This is a genomic window from Acidithrix sp. C25 (assembly GCF_904848545.2).
Window position 1 is genome coordinate 1,338,635 of record NZ_CAJHCI020000006.1, and the last position, 26,495, is coordinate 1,365,129.

At 48.1% G+C, this 26,495-nt stretch carries 20 protein-coding genes and 2 pseudogenes; 9 read left to right on the forward strand and 13 right to left on the reverse strand.

What is annotated here, in order from left to right:
• The first annotated feature begins 808 nt into the window (after positions 1 to 808).
• The 3 genes from ACIDITHRIX25_RS74840 (at position 809) to ACIDITHRIX25_RS74850 (ending at position 6,083) form a co-directional block, all read left to right on the forward strand.
• Entirely contained in the window at positions 809 to 1,723 is a 915-nt protein-coding gene (locus ACIDITHRIX25_RS74840; protein WP_201732836.1) for an HPP family protein, read from the forward strand.
• A 328-nt stretch (positions 1,724 to 2,051) separates the two neighbouring features.
• Complete coding sequence (locus ACIDITHRIX25_RS74845) at positions 2,052 to 4,235, forward strand: IS1634 family transposase (RefSeq protein WP_201732837.1); 2,184 nt, start codon at positions 2,052 to 2,054, stop codon at positions 4,233 to 4,235.
• A gap of 213 nt (positions 4,236 to 4,448) precedes the next feature.
• A complete protein-coding gene (locus ACIDITHRIX25_RS74850) occupies positions 4,449 to 6,083 on the forward strand; it encodes a methyl-accepting chemotaxis protein (protein WP_201732838.1) in 1,635 nt (544 codons plus the stop codon).
• Between the two features lie 524 nt (positions 6,084 to 6,607).
• Here ACIDITHRIX25_RS74850 and ACIDITHRIX25_RS74855 read toward each other — a convergent pair.
• A complete protein-coding gene (locus ACIDITHRIX25_RS74855) occupies positions 6,608 to 7,846 on the reverse strand; it encodes a CaiB/BaiF CoA transferase family protein (RefSeq protein WP_201732839.1) in 1,239 nt (412 codons plus the stop codon).
• A gap of 773 nt (positions 7,847 to 8,619) precedes the next feature.
• Positions 8,620 to 8,769: a DUF8730 family Cys-rich protein gene (locus ACIDITHRIX25_RS000000104265; protein WP_502756201.1), complete on the reverse strand. Its 150-nt coding sequence runs from the start codon at positions 8,767 to 8,769 to the stop codon at positions 8,620 to 8,622.
• A gap of 901 nt (positions 8,770 to 9,670) precedes the next feature.
• Between ACIDITHRIX25_RS000000104265 and cysK the strand changes: the two genes are divergently transcribed.
• Complete coding sequence (gene cysK / locus ACIDITHRIX25_RS74860) at positions 9,671 to 10,603, forward strand: cysteine synthase A (RefSeq protein WP_052605420.1); 933 nt, start codon at positions 9,671 to 9,673, stop codon at positions 10,601 to 10,603.
• Entirely contained in the window at positions 10,603 to 11,298 is a 696-nt protein-coding gene (gene cysE / locus ACIDITHRIX25_RS74865) for a serine O-acetyltransferase (RefSeq protein ID WP_052605421.1), read from the forward strand. The genes cysK and cysE overlap by 1 nt, the downstream gene beginning before the upstream one ends.
• 90 nt (positions 11,299 to 11,388) lie before the next feature.
• Here cysE and ACIDITHRIX25_RS74870 read toward each other — a convergent pair whose 3' ends face one another.
• The 6 genes from ACIDITHRIX25_RS74870 to ACIDITHRIX25_RS74895 all read right to left on the reverse strand — a co-directional run bounded on the left by ACIDITHRIX25_RS74870 (position 11,389) and on the right by ACIDITHRIX25_RS74895 (position 21,850).
• A complete protein-coding gene (locus ACIDITHRIX25_RS74870) occupies positions 11,389 to 12,369 on the reverse strand; it encodes an alpha/beta fold hydrolase (RefSeq protein WP_052605422.1) in 981 nt (326 codons plus the stop codon).
• A gap of 743 nt (positions 12,370 to 13,112) precedes the next feature.
• Positions 13,113 to 14,375, reverse strand: a complete 1,263-nt coding sequence (ilvA, locus tag ACIDITHRIX25_RS74875) for a threonine ammonia-lyase IlvA (RefSeq protein ID WP_407071676.1) — start codon at positions 14,373 to 14,375, stop codon at positions 13,113 to 13,115.
• Between the two features lie 578 nt (positions 14,376 to 14,953).
• The gene (locus ACIDITHRIX25_RS74880; RefSeq protein ID WP_082058590.1) at positions 14,954 to 17,827 is read right to left on the reverse strand and encodes an FAD-binding and (Fe-S)-binding domain-containing protein; all 2,874 of its coding nucleotides are present in this window, start codon (positions 17,825 to 17,827) and stop codon (positions 14,954 to 14,956) included.
• Positions 17,828 to 18,245: 418 nt separating this feature from the next.
• Positions 18,246 to 18,887 (reverse strand): PadR family transcriptional regulator, encoded by a 642-nt coding sequence (locus ACIDITHRIX25_RS74885; RefSeq protein ID WP_082058588.1) that lies wholly within the window; start codon positions 18,885 to 18,887, stop codon positions 18,246 to 18,248.
• Positions 18,888 to 20,915: 2,028 nt separating this feature from the next.
• Positions 20,916 to 21,530, reverse strand: a complete 615-nt coding sequence (locus ACIDITHRIX25_RS74890; protein ID WP_052607161.1) for a type II toxin-antitoxin system RelE/ParE family toxin — start codon at positions 21,528 to 21,530, stop codon at positions 20,916 to 20,918.
• Positions 21,527 to 21,850, reverse strand: a complete 324-nt coding sequence (locus ACIDITHRIX25_RS74895) for a type II toxin-antitoxin system Phd/YefM family antitoxin (RefSeq protein ID WP_052607168.1) — start codon at positions 21,848 to 21,850, stop codon at positions 21,527 to 21,529. The genes ACIDITHRIX25_RS74890 and ACIDITHRIX25_RS74895 overlap by 4 nt, the downstream gene beginning before the upstream one ends.
• 346 nt (positions 21,851 to 22,196) lie before the next feature.
• Here ACIDITHRIX25_RS74895 and ACIDITHRIX25_RS74900 point away from each other — a divergent pair.
• From ACIDITHRIX25_RS74900 to ACIDITHRIX25_RS74910, 3 genes and pseudogenes are all read left to right on the forward strand, one after another.
• Positions 22,197 to 22,520, forward strand: a pseudogene (locus ACIDITHRIX25_RS74900) (type II toxin-antitoxin system RelE/ParE family toxin); the annotation flags it as partial.
• 48 nt (positions 22,521 to 22,568) lie between these two features.
• The gene (locus tag ACIDITHRIX25_RS74905; RefSeq protein WP_052607169.1) at positions 22,569 to 22,874 is read left to right on the forward strand and encodes a helix-turn-helix domain-containing protein; all 306 of its coding nucleotides are present in this window, start codon (positions 22,569 to 22,571) and stop codon (positions 22,872 to 22,874) included.
• A 218-nt stretch (positions 22,875 to 23,092) separates the two neighbouring features.
• A complete protein-coding gene (locus ACIDITHRIX25_RS74910) occupies positions 23,093 to 23,404 on the forward strand; it encodes an ATP-binding protein (protein ID WP_052607162.1) in 312 nt (103 codons plus the stop codon).
• 16 nt (positions 23,405 to 23,420) lie between these two features.
• Here ACIDITHRIX25_RS74910 and ACIDITHRIX25_RS74915 read toward each other — a convergent pair whose 3' ends face one another.
• The 4 genes and pseudogenes from ACIDITHRIX25_RS74915 to ACIDITHRIX25_RS74930 all read right to left on the reverse strand — a co-directional run bounded on the left by ACIDITHRIX25_RS74915 (position 23,421) and on the right by ACIDITHRIX25_RS74930 (position 24,893).
• Positions 23,421 to 23,660, reverse strand: coding sequence for a hypothetical protein (locus tag ACIDITHRIX25_RS74915; protein WP_052607163.1), 240 nt, complete (start codon positions 23,658 to 23,660; stop codon positions 23,421 to 23,423).
• A complete protein-coding gene (locus ACIDITHRIX25_RS74920; RefSeq protein WP_052607164.1) occupies positions 23,660 to 24,130 on the reverse strand; it encodes a hypothetical protein in 471 nt (156 codons plus the stop codon). The genes ACIDITHRIX25_RS74915 and ACIDITHRIX25_RS74920 overlap by 1 nt, the downstream gene beginning before the upstream one ends.
• A gap of 30 nt (positions 24,131 to 24,160) precedes the next feature.
• Positions 24,161 to 24,331: a hypothetical protein gene (locus ACIDITHRIX25_RS74925; protein ID WP_201732840.1), complete on the reverse strand. Its 171-nt coding sequence runs from the start codon at positions 24,329 to 24,331 to the stop codon at positions 24,161 to 24,163.
• Positions 24,328 to 24,893 (reverse strand): annotated as a pseudogene (locus tag ACIDITHRIX25_RS74930) (IS607 family transposase). Before ACIDITHRIX25_RS74930 ends, ACIDITHRIX25_RS74925 begins: the two are co-directional and overlap by 4 nt.
• A 100-nt stretch (positions 24,894 to 24,993) precedes the next feature.
• On the opposite strand from ACIDITHRIX25_RS74930, the gene ACIDITHRIX25_RS74935 reads away from it, so the two are divergent.
• Positions 24,994 to 25,125, forward strand: coding sequence for a hypothetical protein (locus ACIDITHRIX25_RS74935; RefSeq protein ID WP_268749171.1), 132 nt, complete (start codon positions 24,994 to 24,996; stop codon positions 25,123 to 25,125).
• A 54-nt stretch (positions 25,126 to 25,179) separates the two neighbouring features.
• Here ACIDITHRIX25_RS74935 and ACIDITHRIX25_RS74940 read toward each other — a convergent pair whose 3' ends face one another.
• The gene (locus tag ACIDITHRIX25_RS74940) at positions 25,180 to 26,487 is read right to left on the reverse strand and encodes a phospholipase D family protein (RefSeq protein ID WP_201732841.1); all 1,308 of its coding nucleotides are present in this window, start codon (positions 26,485 to 26,487) and stop codon (positions 25,180 to 25,182) included.
• Between the last annotated feature and the right edge of the window lie 8 nt (positions 26,488 to 26,495).

Consider the following 26,495-nt stretch of genomic DNA (forward strand, 5'->3'; position numbering starts at 1 on the left):
CAACATTGCCTCTTTTACTCGAATCCCACCATGATCATCAATGCGGCACATTTAACCGATTGGTTTGGGGCAGCTACAGTCTACTTTTTCATTTGACCAAGTGATACATCTCGATTAGTGGAATGGGCGGTGGACTGAATGCCCGCGGGCTTTAGCCATGGGAGGTTCCAACGCCTGCCTGATTAAAACGGACCGGAATAAACACAAAAAAGCAATAGACCAGAAGATCCAACTTCACTTGCGATTCAGCCACTGATTGCCATTAACAGGAGAAAACGTTCAATCGGAGAAGTTAATTTAAACCTCTCCAATCAAGGTATCATCCACCCAAAATGCAATGGGTGAATCATCTTCGACACCAGGGTGCCTGTCCTTGACCACTTCGCCACATTTAGCCATAAGCCCAAGACAAGGCCATTGCCTAACCCGCAATCGATCTCATGGCCTGAGTGGATTTAAATGATCAAAATCGAACGATATTAAAGGCGAGCTATCTTTAATGAAAAAGAGTAAGACCAACAGACTCCCCACCATGGGCCAAGAACCCCACGGAGCACCTAGATAGAACCCAAGGCAAGATCCGAGACCGATGGTTAAAGGAGATCAAAAGTTCAATCGAATCAACTTTACGATTCAAAAGCGACGCAACATCGGAAAGCTCAAAATGAGAAGTATCGAGCCAGGGTAGATAGCAAATCAAAGCGGACTTTAATATCCACTAATTGGATTATATTATGCAATGATCTCTTGGCGCCTTGAGGGAAACTTACCATCAATCCATGAAAGCCACTAAAGACTAGGAGAAATCTTGACCAAGGCGAAGATACTTCGAATAACCATAGTCTTGGCGATTATTGTCGCCATGGTTGCCATGTCGCAACTTCTAGCCATTCCTCAGATCATCTTTCCCGAAGCGGCAGCCCTCTCTGTCGGCGCGATCTATCTGGCCAAGGATGACTGGATTGAATCACCTTGGAAGTTGGCTATATTGCCGCCTTTAGCGTCGCTAATTGGAGTTTTATCGATACGCGCTGGATTTCCAAATTCAATCTCAGTTCCGGTTTTATTCTGTCTAATAGTGATTTCACTACGTCTTTTGAAGTCGGAATTATTCCCAACAATATCTGCAGGAGTACTGCCGCTAATATTTAGGATTTCAACGCTTTATTTCCCAATAAGCGTACTAATCATCTCATTGCTCATCACCTTGATTGGCCAGCTTCTAAAACAGAGCCCAAATGGTAGTATCCAAACTCTACACCAAAGCGTTCCAAGCGACAGACAATTGAATACTACAGCTATCGTCTATAGCGCCATCGTACTAATTTGGATCCTATTTGCGTGGAATTTTCTACCCAAAGTCTCCATTGCTCCTCCCCTCTTTGTCTCTTTCTATGATTGGTTTAGTTCTAACGACCAATCACATCGTCGGCTCCTAAGGAGATTTATCTCAATAATCACAGCAGCAACGATTGGAGAGGCCGCAATACACCTCTTTCCTAGACCCCTCAGCGCACTTGTTGCGGTAGCGGTCACTTGGGCTATCATCACGCTATTGGAGGACCTACACCCGCCAACATTAGCAATTTCTCTTCTACCTTTGATTCTGCCCAACCTCAAAGCCTTTACCTTTGTAGCTGGAGTTGGAGTGACAACCATCTGCCTGGGAGCTATCGGCGTAGAAGTAAAGCGCCTGGCAAAATGGCGATCCCGGCCGCTTTGATTTATGAAAAAATATAAATAAATAGTATTTCGTCTATTGATCAAACAATTATCAGATTTCGAACCGATGGAAATTAATTCCTTTCTGTCTAGCATTTCCAAATCAAAGATACGGCCCTATTGCTTGACCCATCTTTCGCAGAATTCCCGAAAAATCGCCCCAATTGGCCCCTTTTGAGTTGATTTTTGAGGATTTTCGGCTTGGGTGATTTATAGATTTCCTGGTAGATGGGTATTAGGTCTTTTTGGGTCGCGAATGTAGTGTCCTAATTTTTGAGTAGTTTTGATTATGACTTGCATTAGCTCTGACATGGTGCTATTGTCTTGTTGTGTTTATCCGTGAAACTCCAACAGTTAATAAAAAGACCGGCGTTAGCTACAGTAAGTACCAACTCGTTGAGTCCTACCGCTGTGAAAAAGGTCCCCGTCAACGTATAGTAATGACCTTGACCGAACTGGACCTGGATAAGTCATTGTGGCCAGCTCTGGCCAATGCAATTGCCCAGAGACTCTCTGGAGTAACCTCACTCTTTGAATCAGATCCTATTATTGCCAGATACGTCGATCTAGCAATCACTAAGTATGCAATTCGTTCCGAAGTTGCAGCCGCTAAAGAAACAAGAGCTACTGAGGCTGACCTTGAGATGGTAGATCTCTCTAGTGCTAAGACTATCAATAGTAGAAGTATCGGTCCAGAACTCATAGGAAACTCGTTCTATGAAGCTCTTAGCTTCGATAAGATCCTAGAGAGTGCAGGTCTATCGGGTGAATCTCTTGGCATTGCCAAGGCAACGATAATAGCTCGTCTTATTCATCCTGGATCTGATCGAAAGACGTATTCGTATATCAACTCCAACTCTTCACTACCTGAGATATGTGGTATCGATCTCTCTAAGTTTCACAAGGATAAGGTCTATGCAATTGCAGATAAGCTCTATGACGCTAAAGGCGTCATAGAGCCAGCACTCTATAGAGCTAGCTCTGATCTCTTTAGGACGAATACCAGGCTCTTTCTCTTTGATCTAACCAACACCTACTTCGAAGGTTCTACTAAGGGGAACTCCCTAGCTAAACATGGACATTCCAAAGAGAAGCGTTTTGATTGCACATTAGTTTCTCTGGCACTACTTGTTGATCACAGGGGACTACCCATCTACTCAGAGATACATGAGGGCAATACCTCTGAGCCTAGAACTCTCATTAGCGTACTTGATGCCTTGGAGTCTCTATCGGATGGATCTCTCTTTGGGGATGTTGTTCCTACCATTGTGATGGATAGGGGAATTGCTACCAAGGCAAACCTAGAACTTCTCATTAAGCGCAATCTCAACTACGTAGTAATTGAGAGAGCTAACAAAAAGAGTCTCTATCGAAGCCATTTCATGGAGATGGAAGGCTTCACCGAGATCTACGATGCCCAAGGATCCCCAGTACTGGTGAAAAAGCTCCAAGTGGAACCACAAAAGCCACAAGGGCGAGTGAGAACACAAGTACAAGGACAAGTGCAAACGCTAGAAGAAGACACCGGCACTGACGACAATAGCAGTAATGGTGCCACCAGCAAGAATACCGGCGACAGCAGCAGCAAGGGCGACAGCAGCACCGACACCAAAATCATCAAGAGCGACAGCAGCACCGACACTGACGACTATATCCGTAATGGTGCCACCGGCAACAATATCAGCGACAGCACCGACACTGATACTAACGCCACCTCCATCTCCTCCTCTTCCACCTCCATCTCCTCCTCTTCCTCCAACAACAACACCACAACCGTGGTGTTGTGTCGTTCTTTGGGGAGATCCAAGAAGGAATCAGCGATCTCTAGTCAAGCTAACGAGAGATTCTTAGTAGATATCACTTCGTTGAATACCTCAATCACAAAGGGTTCTATATCTAAGACCACAGTTGTCTCAGAGCGTATCGGACGCATCAAGGCCAAGTACCCAAGTATTGCTTCCAAATACGAGATATCCCTTGAATATCATCAAGACCATGGCAAGATCATCAAAAAGAGACGCTTTGACAAAGTAATCAATCTCACTATTACAGAAAAACCCACTAAAGCCAAAGATGATAATCTCCAAGGAGCCTACGTCATAGACACCAGCCATAGCGAGCTAGATGCAGGTGAGATCTGGAATATCTATACGACTCTCACTAAAGTAGAAGATGCCTTTAGATCCCTCAAGAGTGATCTTGGACTTCGACCGGTCTATCATCAACTAGCTAGCCGAACTGCTGCTCACCTCTTCATCTCAGTACTTGCCTATCACCTCCTTAGTGCTATTGAGCTGACCTTGAGGCAAAATAACGATAAGAGAAGATGGTCAACCATTAAAGAGCAACTCAACAGTCACCGCCGAGCCACCATAGTTCTTACATCAGATAAAGGCGTTGTCTATCACATCCGCACTAGTGGTGTTTCTGAGCCGGTTCACAAAGAGATCTACCGTCTCTTAGGAGTTAGTGATCCCCTTAAACGGATAAAGACCATTGCGACGCATTTGTAGTGTCCCAACGTAAGACCACATACTCAACTAGCTGGGAGAATAGGTTGATTTTCGGAAAGATGGGTTGAGATAGTTAATAAAAACTATAGAGTACAAAGTCCCATAAGAGCCAAACGATCTAAAGAAGGCCCGACAAAGGCCGATTTACGTAGTTATTTTGGGGACCAAGTTTGCGCCCGATTTAGCCGAATGATCTGACACTAAGGAGTCAAAATGCAACTATTGAAAAAACTCTCTAACCTCTCAGTTAAGATGCGACTGGTGACAATCGTTGTTATGATATCGATCGTTGCACTAATCACCGCCGGCGTAGGCGTCATGCAGATGTCTAGCATCAACGCTGCTGCGCAGAATATCTATCAGAACGGTCTCCTTCCGGTCTCGTATCTCGCTTCAGCTAGAGCGAACTTCCTTACCTCAAGTGGCGACCTCACAAAGCTAGCGATCACAACCAGCCCATCTTCAAGGGCGATGCTTACCAAGGAGTTCAACAGTTCGTCGTCGTCCTTTGAGAAGGCGGTTGCAAACTATAAGTCAAATCTCCAGAGCTTTGAGGGCGCAAAGTTGGTAGTTGTGAACAAGATTCAGGCTGCGGACGCAACACTACGCTCTGCTATTTCAAATGGTGGAATGAGCCTTGCAAACCCAACCACTGCAACACGCTTTGAAAACTTGGAATCCTCCACCCTCTCACCCTTGACCGTCAATATTACAAGCGATCTTGGAACGCTCATGAACGATGAACGATCAAACGCTGCCCAACTGGCGACAAATGCAAATTCCACCAACACTCAATCCAGATTGATCATGTTTATCGTGCTGATCCTAGGACTTGGACTTTCAATCGCCTTTGCCGGCGTCACTGCCAAGACGATTCTCTCACCCATTGCATCGATGCTTCGGGCGATAGGCCGCCTCGGTGAAGGTGATCTTTCAAGCGAATCAGGAATCGATTCTACCGACGAAATTGGCGAGATGGCCAAAGCCTTCGACAAAGCAGTTAGGCGTCTAAATGAGACCCTCACTCAAATCAACAACGCAGCTACCACCCTCGCTGCTTCAACGGTTGAACTAAATGCAGCTTCCAGCCAAGTCGGCGACAATGCCTCCTCTGCTAGTGACCAGGCTTCGGTAGTTTCAGCGGCAATTGAGGAGATCGCCACCATCTTGACCAATCTAAGTTCGGGTGCAACTCAAATGACCGAGTCCATAGGCGAAATATCCAGAAGTGCCTCTCAAGCATCTGAGATAACTCAGAATGCATATGCACTGGCCACCTCTGCTGCCAAGACAATAGCTGAACTAGACAATGCGAGCGAAAAGATCGGTGGAGTAGTATCACTAATCGCATCCATTGCTGATCAGACAAATCTCCTGGCCCTGAATGCTACAATCGAATCAGCCAGAGCAGGAGAGGCTGGTAAAGGTTTCGCAGTAGTCGCTGATGAGGTCAAGGACCTGGCAATCGAAACAGCTAAGGCCACAAAAGGCATCGAGGTCCAAATTCACGAAATCAAAGAAGAGACCCGCCATGCTGTAGAAACGATCACAAAGATTGCATCGGTTATCGCAGAGGTCAACCAACTCCAAATGACAGTCTCTGCAGCAGTCGAACAACAGAGCGCAGCTACCGGTGAGATCACCCACTCCGTAGAAGAGGTGGCTGTCGGATCCAATGAGATTGCCACTAACGTAGCTGGAGTAGCGATGGCTTCGAGGTCCACGACCGATGCGATTGAGCAATCCTTGATCGCTTCAAACGACCTTGCACACCTTGCTTCTGATCTGACTGGCCTTGTAGCTCAATTTCAACTTAAGGATATCAGAGCCGAGGTAGCCTTCGCCTGACAATTTAGAAGCTAAAGATCTCCTCTGCCCCACCACCCAACCCTTATGGGGCAGAGGATTATCCATAAGCCAAAAAGACAAAGAGGACCAACTGGCTCTTTTTGTCTTTTTGGTCTCTCCGACCAATACCTCTCGCTCTCTTAGCAAGCGAACCAGAAACACAGTTGATGCCGGCTAAATAAAAGCTGATCTCTGTTCACTTACTTTCTTACAGGTTTTCTAACAACGGCTTGGGCCCAAAAGGTGTTGGAGAAAATTCTCAATTATCCCCCGAATTCATGGCCACGGCGAACAATACCGCAAAGATATTAGACGCAGATCTAAGGTCTCTTTATTTAGCTCCCAGTTGGGCTCATCGGCACTTGCGCAATGAGAGCTTTATCGGATGAGGGTCCAACCGCACTTGGGTAATTACTGATACAGCCAATAATGCGGCAAATAAAATACTCGACAACGCCAATTGATATTACCCAATGACTCTTCCTTTTCGAACAAGGCAAGACGACCTAACAAAATACCCTCACCTAGGCGATCTTGACCGCTCCAGCTCTTATTAAATCGTCGATTGCGGCTCTTGTTAGACCAGCCTCCAAAAGGATATCCAGAGTATGAAGACCCAACGAAGGTGCAGGGCGAGAAAAACGTCCCGGAGTTGCCGAGAGGCGAGGAACGATGTTAGCAACTGGAATCTCACCGAGGTCGTCATCTGGAATCGAGACCAAAATCTCACGTTCGATAAAATGACGATCTCGAAATACATCGGCTATGTCATACACGGGTCCAACTGTAGCCTTTGCCGCCCTCATCTTCTCTAGAGCTTCCTTCGAGCTCTTAGTTGCGAACCATCCTCCAAGTAGCTCATCAAGCTCATCTCGGTTTAGGATCCTTGCCGAATTGTCGACAAATCTAGGATCATCAATCAAATCGGGTCGACCTATCTCCTGAAAGATCCTCTCAGCCATCGAGGGCATCGACCCCGAAAGCGCAATATATTTACCGTCCAAACAACGATAGACGTTGCGCGGAGCCGTCGTGTTTGATGCACTGCCTACACGTTGCTTGACCTCACCAGTCAAATTATAGATAGCGGCATCAGGGCCAAGAAGTGAAAATAGAGGCTCCAGAAGGGAGAGGTCAATAACCTGACCCGCAGATAAAGCATGATCCAACGAGCGCAAGGCTAATAAAGTTGCCATCGCGCCATAGAGTCCAGCCGTCATGTCAGCTACCGGAAATGGTGGAAGGACCGGCTCGCGATCAGAAAAACCGGTGCGATCGGCCAACCCACTCATCGCCTCCACGAGGCTTCCAAAACCTGGCAACGGGGAATATGGACCATCTTGACCAAATCCCGAGATTCTAAGGATCACCAATTTTGGATTGCGCTTAAGTAGCACTTCCGGCGATAGCCCCATCTCTTCCAAGGTACCCGGTTTAAAGTTCTCTATTAGAACCTCTGACTCCTCAACCAGGCTAAGCAAGACCGCCTTGGCTGCGTCAACTCGAAGATTCAATACGATTGAACGCTTGTTTCTCGAATAAGTCTTCCAATAGAGCGACTCTCCACCATCGCGCCATGCTCGCAATGGATCACCCTCAGGAGGCTCAACTTTTATTACATCAGCGCCAAAGTCGCCGAGCAGCATTGAAGCGATATTGCCCGAGACCAGACGAGATAGATCCAAAACTCGAACCCCATCTAGGGCTCCAATGTAATCTGGGTCAAAGACCTTCTTGGCGAACTCAGCATCGTTTTGATTCAACGGATCTCCTAAAAATCACTCTATCTCATCCCGCATTTTCAATCATTGATCTCAAGGAATAGAAAAGACACAAAGATCAAAATATTTTAACTCCGATATGGCAATCTTTTACCAGAAATATTGCAAAATGATGCCTTGAAGAAGTAGGGAAATTCGAAAAATAAGTCCATCATCGAACGACTAGATGACGCGAAATCTAAGCGCTCCCGGAAACATAAGCACTTCCGGTCCAATCGAGCCCAGCCCCATTTTGCTCGAGCGCGGTTCCAACTGAAATAATCGTTGAAACGAAGAGTCATTTTCGAGCGCAATCGGTCAAAAAGATCAACTTCGGAAAGAGAACACAACCGAGGTAAATGGCCACCTAGATCCGTCACTACAATTGTTATAGATTTGAAAAATCCTAGGATAATATACCCTAGTCACTTGGGCTGGACAAGGCATTTTCCACCTCGCACCCCAATGCCAAGTGCGATAATCCAAGAGATCAATCTAACGTACAAAATATTGTGGAAGGTCGCCAGTACAACTCGCTATTTGCGGATTGGTGCTGACAGATTGGCATCTGTATTTGCACATAGCTGTGATCTATCTACAAATACAGATATATCACAACAAAATAAATATATTCTTTGGAATAAAACATGCATCCGTCAAAAAGATAATTCACAATAAGTAAAAACCTCCTTGACGGAGCAAATAAAGAAGTATCGTCGTCTTTAATTTAAAGCAAATACCGCGATAACTTTCGATGATTGATAATGATAATTCCCCTAAAACCAGCGCCTGGTCTTTGGGGCCTCGTTACTTGAACATTGGCAGCGCTTTTCTTGTGGAATGTGTCCTAGGACTTGTTCCACATGGCGTCCGCAACCTGACCAAGTTGGTTTCTTACATTTATTACACGTAACTGCACTACACATACCCTATAGGGTATATTGGATTCTGAGAAATGATGCCAAAAAATCAGTAAAAAGTCTAAATATTGCCTTTCACCTGAGCCCTTTGACCTTCTAACCGTTACATCGTTATCGAAGCCACGACTTAACTACCTAATCGGTGTAATTGTAAAGGTGGCCAAAGCAGCACTTCGGATTTAACGGTAACGAGCCCTTAAAGGTCCATTAAAACAGGTAGACCAACAGGCGTATCAAATAAGCAGATCTGCGTCACTTCGAGGAACTTTATCCAACCCGCCTGACCACATCCAAAGCTTCTATTAGAAAACATACGGCTACGAATCAATCAATCCATCCATGGGGTCTATCATCTTTATAATATGCGGACCATATCCGGATGGCGCTGCGGATATGGCTCAAATAAAAGCCCTAAAGCATGATCCGTCTCCATAACTATTGGCCAATTCAACTCCCAAAAACTACGAGGGCAAAAAATCTAATAGTGAGATCTAGCTAGATAAATCGATGGATTCAATTACAAAAAGCAAAAAAGAGGGAGTCCGACCAATTCCACAAAGTTCACCTCTGGCCAGATGATCCCAATAGCGTCTGCGAAATATTCCGTTTACACAAAGGGTTTAACTAACAAGAATGCCACCTTGGCACGAAATCGATAGAGGTGACCCTAAAGAAGTCAATCTCGCAAGGGTCAAATAGCAGTTGGTAAGAAGTCATATCGCAACCATAGGGGTCAAATTTGCGAAAACTATTATCCGACTTATCACCATTGGCTAGCAATCCTTCTATCAAAATCGTAAAACTAAGGATGAACTTTACACTTTGCACTATTGTTGAGTTGACAGGTCGGCTTTTGATTAGTGGCGAGTAACTTTTAATTGAAAGCCTCATTAGATTTTGGAGAAAAATGAATATCGCAACAGATGTAACACAACTTGTTGGCCACACGCCCTTAGTGGCGCTCAATCGACTTACATCGAGCTCCAAGGCTCGAATCGTGGTCAAACTAGAGTTTTTCAACCCGGCACATAGCGTCAAGGATCGAATCGGTGTAGCCATGATTGATGCTGCTATGGCAGCAGGCCTAATAACTCCAGAGACGATAGTCGTGGAACCAACCAGTGGAAATACTGGAATTGCTCTAGCGATGGTCTGCGCTGCACGAGGGATAAAGTGCATCCTGACAATGCCAGAGACGATGTCCAAAGAGAGGCGAATGCTCTTGCGCGCATACGGCGCGCAACTAATCCTAACGCCAGGAGCCGAGGGCATGGGTGGCGCTATAGCTAAAGCACAAGAGCTAGCGGCCTCAGATCCTAAATATTTCGTTCCACAACAGTTTGAAAATCCCGCCAACCCCTCGATTCATTACTCCACAACTGGCCCTGAAATCTGGCAAGATACCGATGGTACTGTAGATATCTTTGTCGCTGGGGTTGGCACTGGTGGAACAATCTCTGGCGTTGGCTCATATCTAAAAGAACAAAACCCAGCGATCAAAATTGTTGCTGTGGAGCCTTCAGCTTCACCGGTGCTATCTGGAGGAGCAAAAGGACCTCACCCCATCCAAGGAATAGGTGCGGGCTTTATCCCGAAGAACTATGACGCTAAGATCGTGGACGAAGTCATAGGGATTGACAATGAATTAGCCTTTGAGACTGCACGTGCGGCGGCAACTGAAGAAGGTCTGCTGGTCGGGATCTCCTCCGGTGCCGCAATAGCAGCCGCACTTGAACTAGCTAGCCGTGACGAAAATAGCCACAAACTCATAGTGGTAATAATCCCATCCTTTGGAGAGAGATACCTCTCTACACCGCTCTATGCAGGTTTAGCTGAATAATGATGGTCTTAGATCTCTTACGAAAGGACATATCCGCGGCCCTAGAGCGCGATCCGGCAGCGCGAAACAGATACGAGGTGGTCCTGTTTTATCCTGGATTTCATGCCGTGGCAGCCTATCGCCTCGCGCACCAACTATGGCAAGGCGGGAACCATCTGGGGGCTAGAACCATCTCGGCTTTGGCGTATCGATGGACTGGGGTTGATATCCATCCTGGGGCGACAATTGGCTCGGGCTTCTTTATAGATCACGCCTCTGGTGTAGTCATAGGCGAGACCGCTGTCGTAGGCGACGATGTGACCATGTACCACCAAGTGACTTTAGGCGGCCGTGGCGATCAGACCGGAAAAAGACATCCAGATATCGAAGATCGCGTCGTACTTGGCGCAGGCGCCAAAGTCCTCGGACCCATCCGAGTAGGCCATGACAGCAGAATAGGGGCCAACGCGGTCGTAGTTCGAGACGTGCCGCCCGGATCGGTTGTAGTTGGTGTTCCAGGTCAAGTCATCTCCAGAGCTTCACGCTTTGAAGGCACCCCTCTGTCGAACCTAGAGATGCCAGACGCCATTGGTGATGGCCTAAAATCACTAATCGATAGAGTCGACGAGATTGCAGCTACGGTTGGCCAGCCAAGTAAAAAAGATATTCGGCCCCGAAGAGATGGCATGTGGAGCTATGAGGACTTTTCAATCTAAGTGTCAATCTAAGTAATAAAGACTTCACCTTGGATCACTAACACCAGGCTGGGTGATCCAAGGATGTTTTTTCGCACAGCTATTAATAGTTTAAAGCGCCATGATGTGATTCATAAAGTCCAGGAGTGACTGGTTCACGATCTCGGGCGCCTCTTGTTGCGTCCAATGACCACAGTCATCGATCAGTTTTGCCCGAAAAAGGCCAGGCAGGACGCCATCCATCTTAGCAATCATGGCATCGGCTCCGGGGAAATGGACTACCGGATCCACCTTGCCAGCTAGGTACATCGACGGCAGTGTGATCCGTGCTCGACTCCATGGTTCGGTAAGCTCCCAATTTCGATCGAGATTTCGATACCAGTTCAATGGCCCTCTAAATCCATTCCCACGAAAAGCCTCCACGTATATCGCTAAGTCTTTCTCGCTCAACCATTTTGGGGGCTCTTTGGGCAAGGGTGGTGCCTCAGCAAAGAAACCCCGATCAGCCGGCGAGTGCATCTTCCAAGGACCATTTACCGCGAACGAATCAGCTGAGTTACCGTAGAACATCGAGAAGATAGAGGTGGATAAGTCACCTTCAAAGTCTGCCTCGGCCCTACCCTCCAACTGAAAATACAATTGATAAAAGTCCTCACCAGAGAGTTCTCTCATTCGCACAGTCGGCTGAAAGCTTCCTCTTGGTCGATACGGAACGCTCAATCCAACGACTCCAGCGATTCGATCAGGTCGAAATAGTGCCGTAGACCAAGCCACAGGAGCACCCCAATCGTGACCCACTACTACGGCTTTCTCCAGGGAACGGAGATCCATGAGCGCAATTACATCTCCAACAAGATGCAAGATATTATATGCATCTATATCTTTGGGAGCGCTAGAGCCCCCATATCCACGTTGGTCAAGTGCAATAACGCGAAATCCACGCTCGCTCAGAAACTCAAGCTGGTAGCGCCATGAATACCAACTCTCAGGAAATCCATGGAGAAAAATGATAGGATACCCCTCCCCAGCTTCAACGTAATGGATACTCTGGCCGTTGATGGTTGCCCTATTATGTGAAATATTAAAATTCATCTCCATTACCTTTCAGCAGAGTTGGTCAAAACAAAGTAACGAAGTCAAATCCCTACGATCAAACAAGACGCCAATAGAATACCTCCAACCACGGTACTTTGTCGGTAAATCTACGATTTGACCCGCCTGGTGACTTGAAATTAAAAAAGGCGCAACAACCTATGATCCAAACAGAGCCACATCAACCAATGACATTGGCCGCCTTGCGACCGAACCAACTGATAATTCACCAGATCGTCCAAAGCGCTATTTTCGGTCACTTAGATTGAGCATTGTGGAGCGAGATCCTTGATCTGTTGTCGTTCGGCATAAATTTGAGCCAATAACTCGATTACCTACCGAAAGATTTACAACATCCCGCCAGAACCTTGCATCTAAATTGTGGTAGCGGACATGGCGAATTTATCACGGTAAATCATCACGGTAAATCATCACGGTAAATCATCACGGTAAATCATCACGGTAAATCATCACGGTAAATCATCACGGTAAATCATCACGGTAAATCATCACGGTAAATCATCACGGTAAATCGTCACGGTAAATCGTCACGGTAAATCGTCACGGTAAATCATCACGGTAAATCGTCACGGTAAATCGTCACGGTAAATCATCACGGTAAATCATCACGGTAAATCGTCACGGTAAATCGTCACGGTAAATCATCACGGTAAATCATCACGGTAAATCATCACGGTAAATCATCACGGTAAATCATCACGGTAAATCATCACGGTAAATCGTTACAGTAAAAATGTGAAAAGCGGAGATCCGGGAGGAACCTGCTCTATCTCCAGCGGGCTATTTTGCATTCTCCAAAGAAGACCACTCAGTGAATCTGGACTCTCTAAGTCGATTCCAACAAGCGCAGGGCCAGTCTCTCGGTTACTTTTTTTGACGTACTCAAAGACAACAATATCTTCTCCGTCAGAAAGAACCTCCTCTAGAAATCTTCGAAGTGAGCCAGGTTCTTGGGGAAAGGTTACCAAAAAGTAGTGGCGTAACCCTTCGTGCACCAGGGAACGCTCCAGAATCTCTGAATAACGACTTACGTCATTATTTCCTCCGGACAAAATCGCAACGACAGCTCCCTTTGACCTATCGATCGCAATTCGAGAGAGTGCTGCAGTGGCTAGAGCGCCTGCGGGCTCTGTGATGATTCCCTCGTTTTGGTAGAGCTCTAACATCTCAGTACAGATAGCACCCTCTGGAACCAAGACGATCTCGTCTACGAGATCACGCACTATCGGAAATGTGAGATCCCCAACCCTGCCAACAGCCGCACCATCTACGAACGAATCCATTTGCTCTAGCGCGATTGGACCATTATTGGCAAGCGCCTTTGTCATGGAAGGTGCCCCCGTTGGTTCCGCCCCAATAATTGTGATATCGGGCCTTTGGCTGCGCAACCACAGAGCAATTCCAGCTATCAGCCCTCCCCCGCCAACCGGCACGACCACAGTAGACACATTAGGAGTGGGAAGTTGCTCTAAGAGTTCAACCCCTACAGTCGCCTGACCAGCAATAGTGCGAGGATCGTCAAATGCATGGACAAAGACCGAGCCGCTGCGAATCTCATCACGGCGAGCAGCAAGACTTGCATCGTCGTAGCTATGGCCGCCGATAACTATCTCGACCCAGAGACCCCCAAATTCCATAATTTTCTGTCTCTTTTGCCGAGGAGTAGTTGCCGGAAGAAAGATCTTACCTTTGATGCCGAGCTTATTGCAGCTATAGGCTACGCCTTGAGCGTGGTTACCCGCACTAGCACAGACGACGCCCATTGCTCGCTCTTGGTCACTTAGGCTAGAGATGAAGTTGTAAGCTCCCCGTATCTTATAGGAGCGAGCCAATTGAACATCTTCGCGCTTGAGCAGGACGTCAACGCCAAACTTGTTAGTTAATCGACTGCTGTGATCTAGCGACGTTCTCTTCACGACGTCTGATAAGAGCTGAGCCGCCCGCTTGATCGAATTTACATCTAGAATTTCCGACATCGTTCTCATCCCACCAATTGGCTAAATCTAGGAGTTTTCCCTCAGTTGATTCTATGTCAGATGCTCCATCCCGCATGTGAATAACTTTGCTTTCAAGTAAAGCGAGGTCCCAAGCATCCTTGGGATATCACGTATCCCAAGCAATCGTGGCCTAATCAAATAGAGATGGGGTCCTTTATTACCTATACAGTCCAAAAGAGCGCTACGTAGCGGAACCACCAGAGCAAAAGAGAAAGCATCTAGTGACTGTTGCTCAAAGCTAGCAAGTTGCTTGAGGTGACTGTCGACTTAAAATCTCTTATGAGCCCTCTAATTCGCCAGAGGAGCCCACAATGAATATTCCACAAACCTCCACTAACACAGCACTCCCACTTGGGATTAGCTCGTTGTGGATCACAATTGTGATGTCGCCATCGCGCGGATACCTTGGAAGATTGGGCCTAAGCTAGCCAAATAGAGCGCTTGTCTAGTCCATCTTTGGTCAACAGTTAGATAACTTCTGGTTCCATCTAATCAAGGTTTTATCCAAGAGGATAACCGCGAAAGATGAAATTCACCAAGCTACCACCCAATGATCCTTGTCGGCTTTACTTTAGACCCCTCAACATGATCGAACCTAGATGAAGTGGAACCTTGTCAGTAAGGTCGCTAACCTGCGACCGACATGAAAAACCATCTGCCACTACAACCGCATCGCTAGGTGCCTCATTGATCTGAGAGATAATAGATCTTTGTGCGACTCTGACTGATAGATCGTAGTGAGAGAGTTCCATCCCAAAGTTTCCAGCCATCCCACAGCATCCAGTCACTGTCAAAAGATTAGCACCAGTTGCTTTAAGCAACTGAAGGTCATCGTGGACTCCTATGTCTGCATATTGATGGCAATGAGGCTGCCAAATCAAGGTTTCACCTCTTAGATTGGGAGGTTGCCATGAAGATCTGGGACTATTGGCAACTCTCATCAGAAGCTCCGCCAAAGTCACCGTAGCGTCACAGACCGACTTCGCACCTTCGCCTTTATGGAGTTCCACCAGGTCGCTTCGGAGAACACCTGCGCATGACGGCTCGAGTACCAACACCAAATAACCAGAGGAAGTTAGTGGAAATAGCCATTCAACAAGGCGTCGAAGCTTTCTTCGAGCTATCTCAAGTTGGCCAGTAGAGATCTCAGTAATAGCCATAGAGAGCTCCTTTGGCGCCACCACTACCTCTATCTCCAGTGTTCTCAACAGTTCCAAACAATCTTCGAGAACCCATGGAGAAAAGTGGTTATTGAACGGATCCACCATCAAAACTACTCGCGACATTGACCCCTTCGAGGAGGCACCAGAAAGACTCTTTGGTCCCAATCTCTCATCGTCTAATCCTCCTTCTTGGGGGACCCCACGACCTAAAGCAGATCCCGAAACGGAGTTACCTTTGAGGGTACTGACAAACGACCTTTTAGCAAAAGGTGGCAGCGTTCGTCGTCGATCGATACCCGCAACCTTCTCCATTGCCAACTTAGCAAAGTCATTTGTCAGTACCTTGTTCGCCAAATTTGGGAAAGCTCCTCCTAGCTCCGCCCAAAAGGAGAGGCGACCTAACAGATAATGATTCATCGGCCTCATGCGATGATTGTAAGCGTTGAACAAAACCTCTGCCTTGTAACGGGCCATGTCGACGCCAGCAGGACAGTCCCTGGAACATGCCTTGCAGGATAGGCAGAGATCTAAGGCTTCATGTACCTCCTTGGACCGCCATCCACCTTTCACAAACGTTCCATTTAACATCTCTTGAAGAACTCGGGCACGACCACGAGTCGAATCTTTTTCATCCAATGTTGCGACGTAGGATGGACACATAACGCTATCGTTAGCCCCTTGGGCTAAACGACACTTACCCACGCCAACGCATCGATGAACTCCGGCTCCAAAGTCACCGCCATCGAGAGAAAAACCAAATCCTTTCCTTCGTGGAAATTCTCGCACTCCCTCTAGCCGAAGCGAATCATCAAAGGCGGCAGGTTCGACCAGTACGCCCTTATTCATCACATGATTGGGATCAAATAAGCCCTTAAACTCCGCAAATAAGGAGATCATCTGCGGAGAATACATCTTTGTCAGAAGCTGACTCCGAGCGCGACCATCGCCATGCTCTCCCGAAAGCGAGCCATCATAGGAGACCACTAAATCACTAGCACTCTCCATAAATGCCCTAAAGCGTTGCGGATCAGACTCTAGGTCAAAGTCGATCCGCGAATGGATGCATCCCTCTCCAAAATGGCCATAGATCAGGCCGTCAAAACCAAATTCACCAAGCAGATCCTGGAAGTCGACGAGATAATCTCCCAGTCTAAAAGGAGGAACTGCTGCATCTTCGAATCCTGGCCATGCCGCTTTACCAGCTATTGTCCGTCCGGCCAAGCCTGCACCGTCGTCTCGAAGTCGCCAAAGCATCCTCATCGCGGTCGTGTCACGAACCACAATAGAGTCTATGACGCCGCTGGTTAGGGTGACTGCTTTAGCGCTAGCGAGAGCCTCCGATAAAGTTTCTCCTGCGCATTCAACAAAAAGCCAACCTTTGCCCTTAGGCAAAGTTGCCGAGACACCTACTCGCTTTGGGCCACTGCGCAACCGCTCGAGCAGCCGCGAGTCAAAGCCTTCTATGGTTTGAGGAGCCATAGCCGCAATTGCCGGCGCGGCATAGGCCGCAGTGATCATATCGCTATAGCCAAGGATCGCTAGGACAACTACCTTTGGCGCTTCTATCAATTTCAAGGTTGATTCAATTACCCCTACGGTAGTACCCTCGCTACCAACCAAAGATCGAGCTAGCCGCCCCGGATGGCCTGAAAGAAGATCCTGCAGCGAATAACCAGATACTTGACGTGGAAAGCGCCCTAATTGAGCGCTGATCAATCCTTCGTGGTCAGCTATCAACTTGGACAATCCTGGGACAACCTCTAAATCATCTTTAGCTTGAAACACACGGCCTCGACCATCGACCACCTTGAGGCTAGCCACATTGTCTTGGGTCTTTCCATAAGCAATGGAATGTGCCCCACAGGAGTTATTGCCGATCATTCCACCAATCGAGGCACGCGAATGAGTTGAGGGATCTGGACCAAACAAAAGACCAATTGGACTTAGGAAACTCGCCAATTCATCTAAGATCAAACCGGGTTGCACCGTCGCGGTCTTGGCCTCTGGATCGATATCTATAACCTTGTTCATATATCTCGTCGTATCCAATACGATTCCTGAACCAATTGAATTACCAGCGACAGATGTTCCACCTCCACGCATAGTAATCGATAGACCCGTCTCGTTTGCGACGTCAATGGCACCTAAGACTTCATCACCCGATCCTGGGTAGACAACCGCACTCGGAACTATTCGATAGTTAGAGGCATCGCTAGAGTACTCGGCCCGACGTCTCTTTGAGATGTCGACGTCTTTGACTCCATTTGAGAAAAGCATCTCCACCAAGGTTTGCTGGAAGCCGTTACTGGAACTTTTTCGCTCGAGTGGCTTTGAACCGTCGCGCAATCTACTCACCACATTCCGTCTCTGAATTCATATGAGCCTAGAGCCAAAAACTCTACCCTTGGTGAGTCTAGAAATCCTATCTCTAAAAGAAACGGCGAAATATACTTCTGAAAGATCCTGGCTGCACCTTGAGATCCAAGATGGAGAAAAGCGCTAACCCTGTCTTATTCTCCTCGTAGAGATAAAAAGGCGTGCCACACCTGCCGAAGCAGAAAGTGACACGCCAAGGGTAGAAAACTAAGGTCTAACTGAACCATAAGGCCATGGCCAACCGAGACCTTAGCCCTAGTCCGAGTGTGTAATCAAAAGTCACCTCACTCGAACGATCATTGCCCGCGGGGTCGAGGCTCTATTCCCCAGAACCATCGTCTCCGGCAAGAATCTTATATATCGCCTTGCGAGCTGCGATTAAAACTTCGAGAGCTCGCTTTTGTTGATCCTTAGTTCCTGCCTGAAAGACCTGCATCAAGGCTGAAGCAAATGCGGCACCTTCACGCCTGATATCGAAAAATATCGTCTCTGGGCCGTTGGCCATCTCCTCCCATGGAGGCGCGCTTCGTGGATTCTCCGCAAGATATTGTTGTCCTGCTTCGCTAAGACTGTAGATCTTCTTTCCATCCACAACCGAAAGGGTAATCAAACCCTCATCTTCTAATGCCTGAAGCGTGGGGTAAACAGAACCTGGGCTGGGTTGCCAAACTCCATTGCTTCTGGCCGATAGCTCCTGAATAATCTCATATCCATGGCGTGGCGCCTCTGCTATCAGGGTCAAAATACCAAATCGCACATCACCTCTACCAACCTTTGGACCCCGTCCTGGTCCAAAACCGGGGCCAAAGCCTGGCCCAAAACCTGGGCCAAAACCGCCACCGAATCCACGTCCAAACCCTCCGGGACCGCCGTGACCTCGGTGGCCAAATCCTTCTCCACGATGATCATGACGATGATCTGACCTACCGCACCCGCATCCTCTACCTTCACAATTATGCATATCAAATTTCCTTTTCTCTAATCTTTATCTTGTAATCAATATTATCACGATATATCGCAACTCATACTTAAAGCAATCTTTAAATCTAAAAGTTCCCATCGTATAGAAGGATTATCACCAATGGGAAAAATTGCTACTGCGCAGCAAATTCACCTTGTCGTAGATCTAACTCCACAAACCGTGCGTCGGATTGAAATTTGACTACAATTTCAGCAATTCATTGGGTAGCCAGGTCAAAAAGATCCCTTCCAACACAAACACCCAATCCCCGTCAGGTTCATGGCACGTTAAAGCCTGTTCTTTGGATTTTGGTTATCCAATTAGAGATAGAGCAATCGAAGAAATTTTGATACTCGGCCTATCCATTCATATGGCTATCAATAGGGGCGTTAGAAGGCTATATGGGACCATAGTTCACTAAAACTAATGTCAACCAACTGCTCTAGCCCGTCTCTAAAATCCAGAGAGCTAGAAGACCACTCATCATTTATTGGTCCAAATAGAAAACCACCTCTGAATCGGTCTGATTTAGGGGGTTGGCGACTACTCGGTCTAGGGTGACTGGAGCGATCTTCCCTCTACCGCTCCAGTCAAACCGGAAGTGAATCTCTCGATTCATCCGCCTTCCTGCTCGCTACTGCTCTGTGTTGGCTCATCCTCATTGCTGAGTTGGCTAGTTCGCTGCAGTCCATTCGACTGTGTTGCCAGCAACTGGGGTTACCCACTAAGAGTAGACACTGACTTAAGCAGTTTTTGCTCTTACTTCTAAGGCTAACTCATAATTGACTGGTGAGATGTTCTTAGGTCTTCGAATGTCGCCGTTTGCTGTTGTAAAAATTCTTTTACCACTTTATTCCAGCTCTTAATTCAGAGATGTCTTTGAAGACATGTCTCAAGAAGTATTCATGCTTGAAGACCGACCAGAAGGATTCAGCACTGGCGTGATTGTAACAGGATCCCATTTGCGCCATGGAGCGAATGATTCCATTTTCTTTACAGAGAGGGGATTCTGTGCGACGATCTAAGAATTGGCTTTCTCGATCGCTACGGAACACCGCTCCTCGGCAATTGCTACCTCTGGTATTAATTGCCTGACCTAGAGCTTCTAGCACTATCTCGAGCCTCATATTTTCATAAGACGCTATGGCCAAGCACTCTTCCTCGTTTACTCCAACATAAGTGCTCGTCTCTAACCTACACACAGATATGCAGATCTATCACCTATCTTCATGCAGGTGATGTCGGAGGGTCAAACGCTATCTAAAGGTCCCTTGTCAAAATTCCTATCAAGAAAAGTCTCTTGGATATGTGGCCTTAGAGTCACAAATAGTGGTCACTACTTTTTAGTAGCTTTGGGCTAACTTAGGATATTGAAAGCTCACGCATCTTTTCTGCGACAGTGTTATGGCTAGTTGGCTCACCTTGTAATTACAATTGCGCCGTTATCCTTGGTGCTCCGTAGATACCTATTGACTCTTGTTAGTGGATTTCAAGAATTTTAATCTTCAGAGTCTTTGTGGCCAACTCAGTGGAACATTGTCTATCTTTGACTTGCCTCCACTTGTAATAGCCAGCCCGAGAGACCTCAAGTAGTCTGTCCATCTGTAGATATTTGTAAAGTTCGCTCACTTACGCTTCCGTTGATGCAAATCTCTCTTGCTTGGTGGATTCTCATGCGTTGTACGCGGCTGTTTTTCTAAAAGAAGGTCTTGTCCTTCTGCAATTCTGCCACCTCCCTTGACACCTAGGGCTCACGGTGAAGTCGTATGAGCTATTGGCGTTCAGCAGTACTCAGAGGCTATTTGCTTGTGATTTCGCTAGCTTCGATGCGTCGACGTTCATCGCGGTGTTGCCAGCGGCGTTTAATTGACCCACCTTAAACGGTATTTAATTGACCCACCCCCCCCAACAAGACTCTCTGTGGAGCTACAAAAACCACAGAGGAGGATTCAATTGCTGAAGGGTGGATCATTAATGAACTTATTAGAACTTAGAGCCAAAGGACACGTTTATCTCGAGAGGAGTAAATCAGCGCGAACGATAAGCCACCCACGCTGACATGGCTTGGCGCTCAGTGAGTGCCTCGACGTCGCTTCGTACGTAGCCCGCGAGGTTGACCAGATCATCGAGCAACCATGCAGGCGCGAGTGTGTCGTCGGTTGTGGGATGCGACGGCGCGGTACGGCGCTTCTTCGTAAGACTGGCTTCGAGAAGGGCCAACACCTCTTCGAATGTTTTGGTTTGAGGACCTTCGGGCAGTGTAGCTACCCGTCGACGCATCTCGGTGTAGACCTCGCTATCCTTTCGAGCGCCAACGGCCCAGATTTCACCAATGTCGACGATTAGCTTTCCGGTATCGTCAAAAGTCACTCGCCACACAATGCGCCAGTCCCGATCACCCACGGTCAACTTGCGATAGCCGTGTAGTCCGCCGCCGAGAGGGGCGCCCGCTTCGGGGTTCCTCTCGATGAGCAAAAACTTCTTCATCGCCCATTCGAGCGCAGGGCGATTCTTCTTTTGCAGCGCAACCAGGTCGTCAATCGCGCCTTCGGTGAAGCGAAGCTCCGTATGATGCGCACTGGGGTGACGATCGGTTCTCCGAGATGACGGTTCGTCTCTTTGACTACCTTTGGACGGAGTCACTCTCGACCAGCGGCCAGGTCCTCAGCAACTTCTCGTTCGAGAACGGCTCGATCAAATCCGAATCGAGAGAAGACGTTGTCGAGTGAAGTTCGTTCACCGTTGTCGGTGGCGGTACGGATAAGAACGACCGCAAGATCGCGTAAGTCCCGTTCGGCCTCTTGGTAGCGATGGAGTTCGCTCACTCCGATAATCGCCGCGACAGGACGGTGGTTGCGCTCGACCGTAATTGACGAACCGGATTCGGCGTCACGAGCTAGTCCGGCGATGCCGCGTTTGGCGGCGTCACTAACGGAGATGATGTAGTTGGGTGTGCGGGTCACAAAGAAAAGTATACATGAATCTGTGCAGATTCTGTCGTCAGATACGCAAGCCATTCGAAGAGGCCAGTCGGTCAGGCTACTTGGACGCCAAAACATCCAAAGATGCTGGTCCTCAGCCGGTAAAGGTTAGATTCCGGTTCTTATTGTGTGACCCAAGGTCCATTCGTCGTGCTTATCACAACATTCTGCCTGGCAGATCTCCTACCTCTTTTCCGTTCGCTCTCAAGGTCGAAACCGGCTTAGCCTGAGGGACAGACGTCGCGTCTATGCCGGTCACGAGGGAATACTCGGTGGAAGCGACACTTTGCTTGGCAAAGTCTCACAACTCTTGAGTTATACACCCTATATGTTGTATACTGTCCTTTTGTGGGAAGTGAATCTCGAATTCATCGAGTCCTGGCTCTATGACCTTGATCAGAACTCTTACGAACAGGTTATTGCTGCTTTAGAGTTGCTCATCGACCGAGGCCCACAACTTGGACGTCCGTTGGTCGATACCGTGAAGGCATCACGTCACAAGAACATGAAGGAGTTGCGTCAAGGATCTAGAGGGCGTTCTGAGTTGAGGATTCTCTTTGCCTTCGATCTAGAACGAAACGCAGTTCTTCTAGTGGCGGAAGACAAATCGAGAAGTTGGAAGAAGTGGTATGAAGTGAACATCCCAGTTGCCGACAACCTCTTAGATGAGCACATTGGGAAACAAAAAAGGAGGAATTTGATGACAAAGAATTTGGAGCATATGCTGGCCGGACGTCCGGTCAACCGCGAGGTTGTGGAGGAGCACAAAAAGCGAATGCTTACCGAAGTTCGGTCTTACCGCCTTCGTGAACTGCGCGAAGCTTCTGACGTCACCCAGGTAGAACTCGCTAGTCGCCTGAACGTCAGTCAGAATCGCGTTTCACGTATCGAACATGGCGACATCGAACGCACACAACTCGACACTCTACGCAAGTATGTCGAGGCATTCGGCGGTGAATTGAGAGTTGAAGTGGAGATTGGCGACGAACGTTTTCTGATCGCATAACCGCTGTATCAATCACTCAGGCCGGATCAAACTGAGCTAGATGACGTGGTAACTTCGCAAAACGGTGGTGGCAACATGGCAAGGACATAGCCACAATTGCTGACGAATGGCAGATCGCAACACTTCGGTCGGTCGGTCGGCTGAGAATTTATTAATGCACGACATTTGCATATCAAATATTTACAAAAGGATACTTATATACAAAAACCCTAGGGTTTTTGCCAGAATATCGGCGTGGTGTAAACAAAAGTCAGGTTGCTGAAGCGGTTGGCCGAGATACTCCTTGGTGGCGAGACCCAAACTGGGCGGTAATTGATAGAGATTTGCGCGAATCAGACGCGTCACAACTTAGCTACTATCCCTCAGCTCTAGACGATATCCGCATTGGCGGTCTCTACATGCTCTACGGTCCTCGACGAGTTGGTAAGTCTGTATTGGTAAAACGCACAGTCCAAGCGCTTCTTGACCAAGGAGTGAATCCACGTCAAATTATTCGGGTAACCGTAGATGTGAGGTTCCGTTGCATCTGAGTGATAAATGGTGAGTCTACTCACTAGATGCACCTTTTTCAAGGTTCATCCCTCGGGCTTCATTCTCACTCGCCCGAGGGTCGTTCTTGCCTCTTTGAGCACCGCCAGTATTGCTAGCGGTCTTATGTTCTCTCTTGCGATGATGAGTCAACCCATCATCGCAACTGCCGCCTGTACCAAATGGCCTGGCCCTACTTTCGGCAACCACCCCATGAAAGCCCAGGTCATGACCATATTGGTGTCTGGATTTGGGCACTACAGTTGAGCAATCACCTTCTTGGTTCGAGCTAGGGTATCTACTACTCCAAGAATAGAGTAGATCTCTTTTTGGGTAGAGTTTGGAGTAGAGGAGATACGAAGGTTATGTAGACGTTTGTTATCATCTAACATCGTTACGTTCAAGCGGCTATGGGTAGACACTTGAGCAAGAATGCTGTGAACACTTCTTTTGTCACCGGCTTGAGATAAGCTAAGTGCAATTGCTCCATAGAGGTGATAAGCAACTACTGAGATAAATAGATGAGCAGCGGTACGACTAGCTAGTTGGTGATAGATCGGTCTCATCCCTAGATTGCTCTTTAGGGCTTTGAATGCATCCTCTACCTTTGTTAGGGTCATATAGAGCTTCCAGATCACTTCTGGTTCTAGATCGTTCCTATTGGTCTCAATCACATATGCACCATAGAGAGTCTCAGCTGCTTCTTTTACTTTTGGTTTCTCAGTCAAAACCAGCTCTGAACCTTCTCGCCGGTATCGTCACATAGCTGCAAATAGTACGCTGACTGACTCTAGTGCATCTCGGTATTGCTCGAAATCTCCGGTGAGCGATACTTTCCTTGTTGGGTTACCTTCGTCAAGAAGAACTTTACACCCAGTTAGTTCGGACACTTTCTGAGCCTGTGCTTTTGTCCGCATTATCGCGATCATGAGCACACCGCATCAATAGCACGCTGAGCTTTGTTAGTAGCCGAACTGCGACCGTAGAGGCGGACACAGAGAGACGTGAGCAGTTCCGTGACATCACGCACTAAGTCATCGTCTACCTCGGCTGGATCTACCACAACCAATTTCCTGGACTGAGCCTCAAGTGCAGCCTCTATATATTCAGCTCCAAACCGGCAGAAGCGGTATCTGTGTTCTACCAGAATCGTGTCTACTGTTGGGTCTTTAAGTAACGACAGAAACTTTCGCCTATGTCCGTTAAGGGCCGAACCAACTTCGGTTACTACGCGATCTATTGAGTACCCGTGCTCTGTAGCCCAAGTGAGAACTCTGGCAACCTGGCGATCTAGGTCTGATTTTTGATCTACAGAAGACACTCGTGCATATATGACGGCAGACTTAGATACGGACGGTTGAGACTCTAGATCTCCCACCAATATGGGTTGCCCTACTTTAGCGCAGGGACAGGCAGAGTACCGGCACGATACCACTTATATGCCGTTTGAGGATGTATACCTTGGGACAGTGCCCACTCACGTAAGTTCATTACATATCGTTATAGAACATCTTTGTGCCAACTGTTACAACCCCATATTTAGTGGACACCTGTTAAGCCAACGTAGATTGTTGGTAGAAAGGATGTCACCATGGGAGCAACAAGGCGTAAATTTACCCTTGAGTTCAAGACTGAAGCTGCTCATCGAGTTATAGATTCCGGAAGGAACATTCCAGAACTTGCGACTCGATATGTCAAGGGCATATGTCGTGCGCTCGAGTAACCAGCAGGGTCAACTTATGTTGGGGAAAACCCAATGTGGCACGGCCATAATCCATCAGAAACGACGACGGAGCCGAAGTTTGAGGGGGCGACCGTCGGGATCGAAAATTAACCGGTACGCAATTCCGGCCCAACGTCGACTACTAGTTGGGACGGAATCAATGACGTGCGAACGGACTCGACTCAGCGGACGGTTCCCTTCTCCGAGACTCGGCCGCCAGTCTTCGAGTTCGCGGGCCGTCTTCTTCCAGAGATCGGAACCGTGAGCCAAATCCAAAAGCTCCAAATCGGCGGGCGAGCGTCCGAGGTGTTCAGCCCAAAGCGCCAGCCGCAACTCGCGCGCAAACTTGCGGCTTCCGTCACCGAGTCCACCCGGATCCACAGGAATCCGGTCGTCGAGTGCGCTATCAATCACCGCGCAGGAAAGTTCCGAATCATGGGTCCACGAGCGGCGATTCAGATTGTCCGAACCGACAGTGGCCCATACGTCGTCAATAACACAGACCTTGGCGTGAACGTAGATGGGGGTTCCCGATTCGTTCTCGACGTCGTAGATCCCTACCCGCTCGCCGCCGGCTTTCTTGATGATATCAATGGCCCTCGCCTGAGCGAGCCTGCTTGGTGGCCCCGACAACTTTCCGTCCTTATCCGGGTAACGTGGGACGACACCGATGACTTGCAGCCCCGGCTGTCGACATAATGCTTCGGCGAGTAGTCGTGCAATTTCGATAGACCAAAAATATTGGTCCTCGATGTAGATCAACGACCGTGCTCTCTCAATCGCCTTGGCAAACGCTCGCGCTACGCTTCGTTCGCCTTCAGGCGCGAAAGGATACTTGGGACGTTTCGAAGGATAGGTCCGAAGCACTTGCACGGCGTGACCGCCCTGTGTCGGTGGATCGTCGAGACGCGCGGGGAGGGGACGAGCGACACGATCGCGCGACATGACTTGTGAGAACAACGCCCTCAGTCGACCCGCGTGATTGAGTGCGGTCTGATCTTCCCATCGTTCCCGGAACGTGCCGTCGAGTTCAGAAATGGCTGGTCCACGGATTTCTAGTTGGACATCGTGCCAGGGAGGACGGCGACCGAAACGAGGGTCTAATTTGATGACTTGATGATCTCCAAGGTGGTCGGTGTCATCTCGACGACCATGGCTCAGGTCGATTCCGCCGATGAATGCAACGTCATGCGCAGGACAAGTGGGATGTCGAAGAATGACCAACTTTTGGTGGTGCGATCCGCCTCGGCGCACTCGCTCGTCAAGCAGAACTTCGCCACCCGCCTCGGTCACGTCGATTGCCAGGCGTCGATTCCTCTTAGAGCTAAACCCGAAACGGTCACTGTGCGAACGCCAGAGCAACCCTCGAA

Coding starts and splice junctions, on each gene's coding strand:
- ACIDITHRIX25_RS74850 (WP_201732838.1), top strand. CDS start 4,449: ATGCAACTATTGAAAAAACTCTCTAACCTCTCAGTTAAGATGCGACTG.
- ACIDITHRIX25_RS000000104265 (WP_502756201.1), bottom strand. CDS start 8,769: ATGTGTAGTGCAGTTACGTGTAATAAATGTAAGAAACCAACTTGGTCA.
- cysK (WP_052605420.1), top strand. CDS start 9,671: ATGAATATCGCAACAGATGTAACACAACTTGTTGGCCACACGCCCTTA.
- cysE (WP_052605421.1), top strand. CDS start 10,603: ATGATGGTCTTAGATCTCTTACGAAAGGACATATCCGCGGCCCTAGAG.
- ACIDITHRIX25_RS74870 (WP_052605422.1), bottom strand. CDS start 12,369: ATGAATTTTAATATTTCACATAATAGGGCAACCATCAACGGCCAGAGT.
- ilvA (WP_407071676.1), bottom strand. CDS start 14,375: ATGAGAACGATGTCGGAAATTCTAGATGTAAATTCGATCAAGCGGGCG.
- ACIDITHRIX25_RS74880 (WP_082058590.1), bottom strand. CDS start 17,827: ATGCTTTTCTCAAATGGAGTCAAAGACGTCGACATCTCAAAGAGACGT.
- ACIDITHRIX25_RS74885 (WP_082058588.1), bottom strand. CDS start 18,887: ATGCATAATTGTGAAGGTAGAGGATGCGGGTGCGGTAGGTCAGATCAT.
- ACIDITHRIX25_RS74905 (WP_052607169.1), top strand. CDS start 22,569: ATGACAAAGAATTTGGAGCATATGCTGGCCGGACGTCCGGTCAACCGC.
- ACIDITHRIX25_RS74925 (WP_201732840.1), bottom strand. CDS start 24,331: ATGATCGCGATAATGCGGACAAAAGCACAGGCTCAGAAAGTGTCCGAA.
- ACIDITHRIX25_RS74935 (WP_268749171.1), top strand. CDS start 24,994: ATGGGAGCAACAAGGCGTAAATTTACCCTTGAGTTCAAGACTGAAGCT.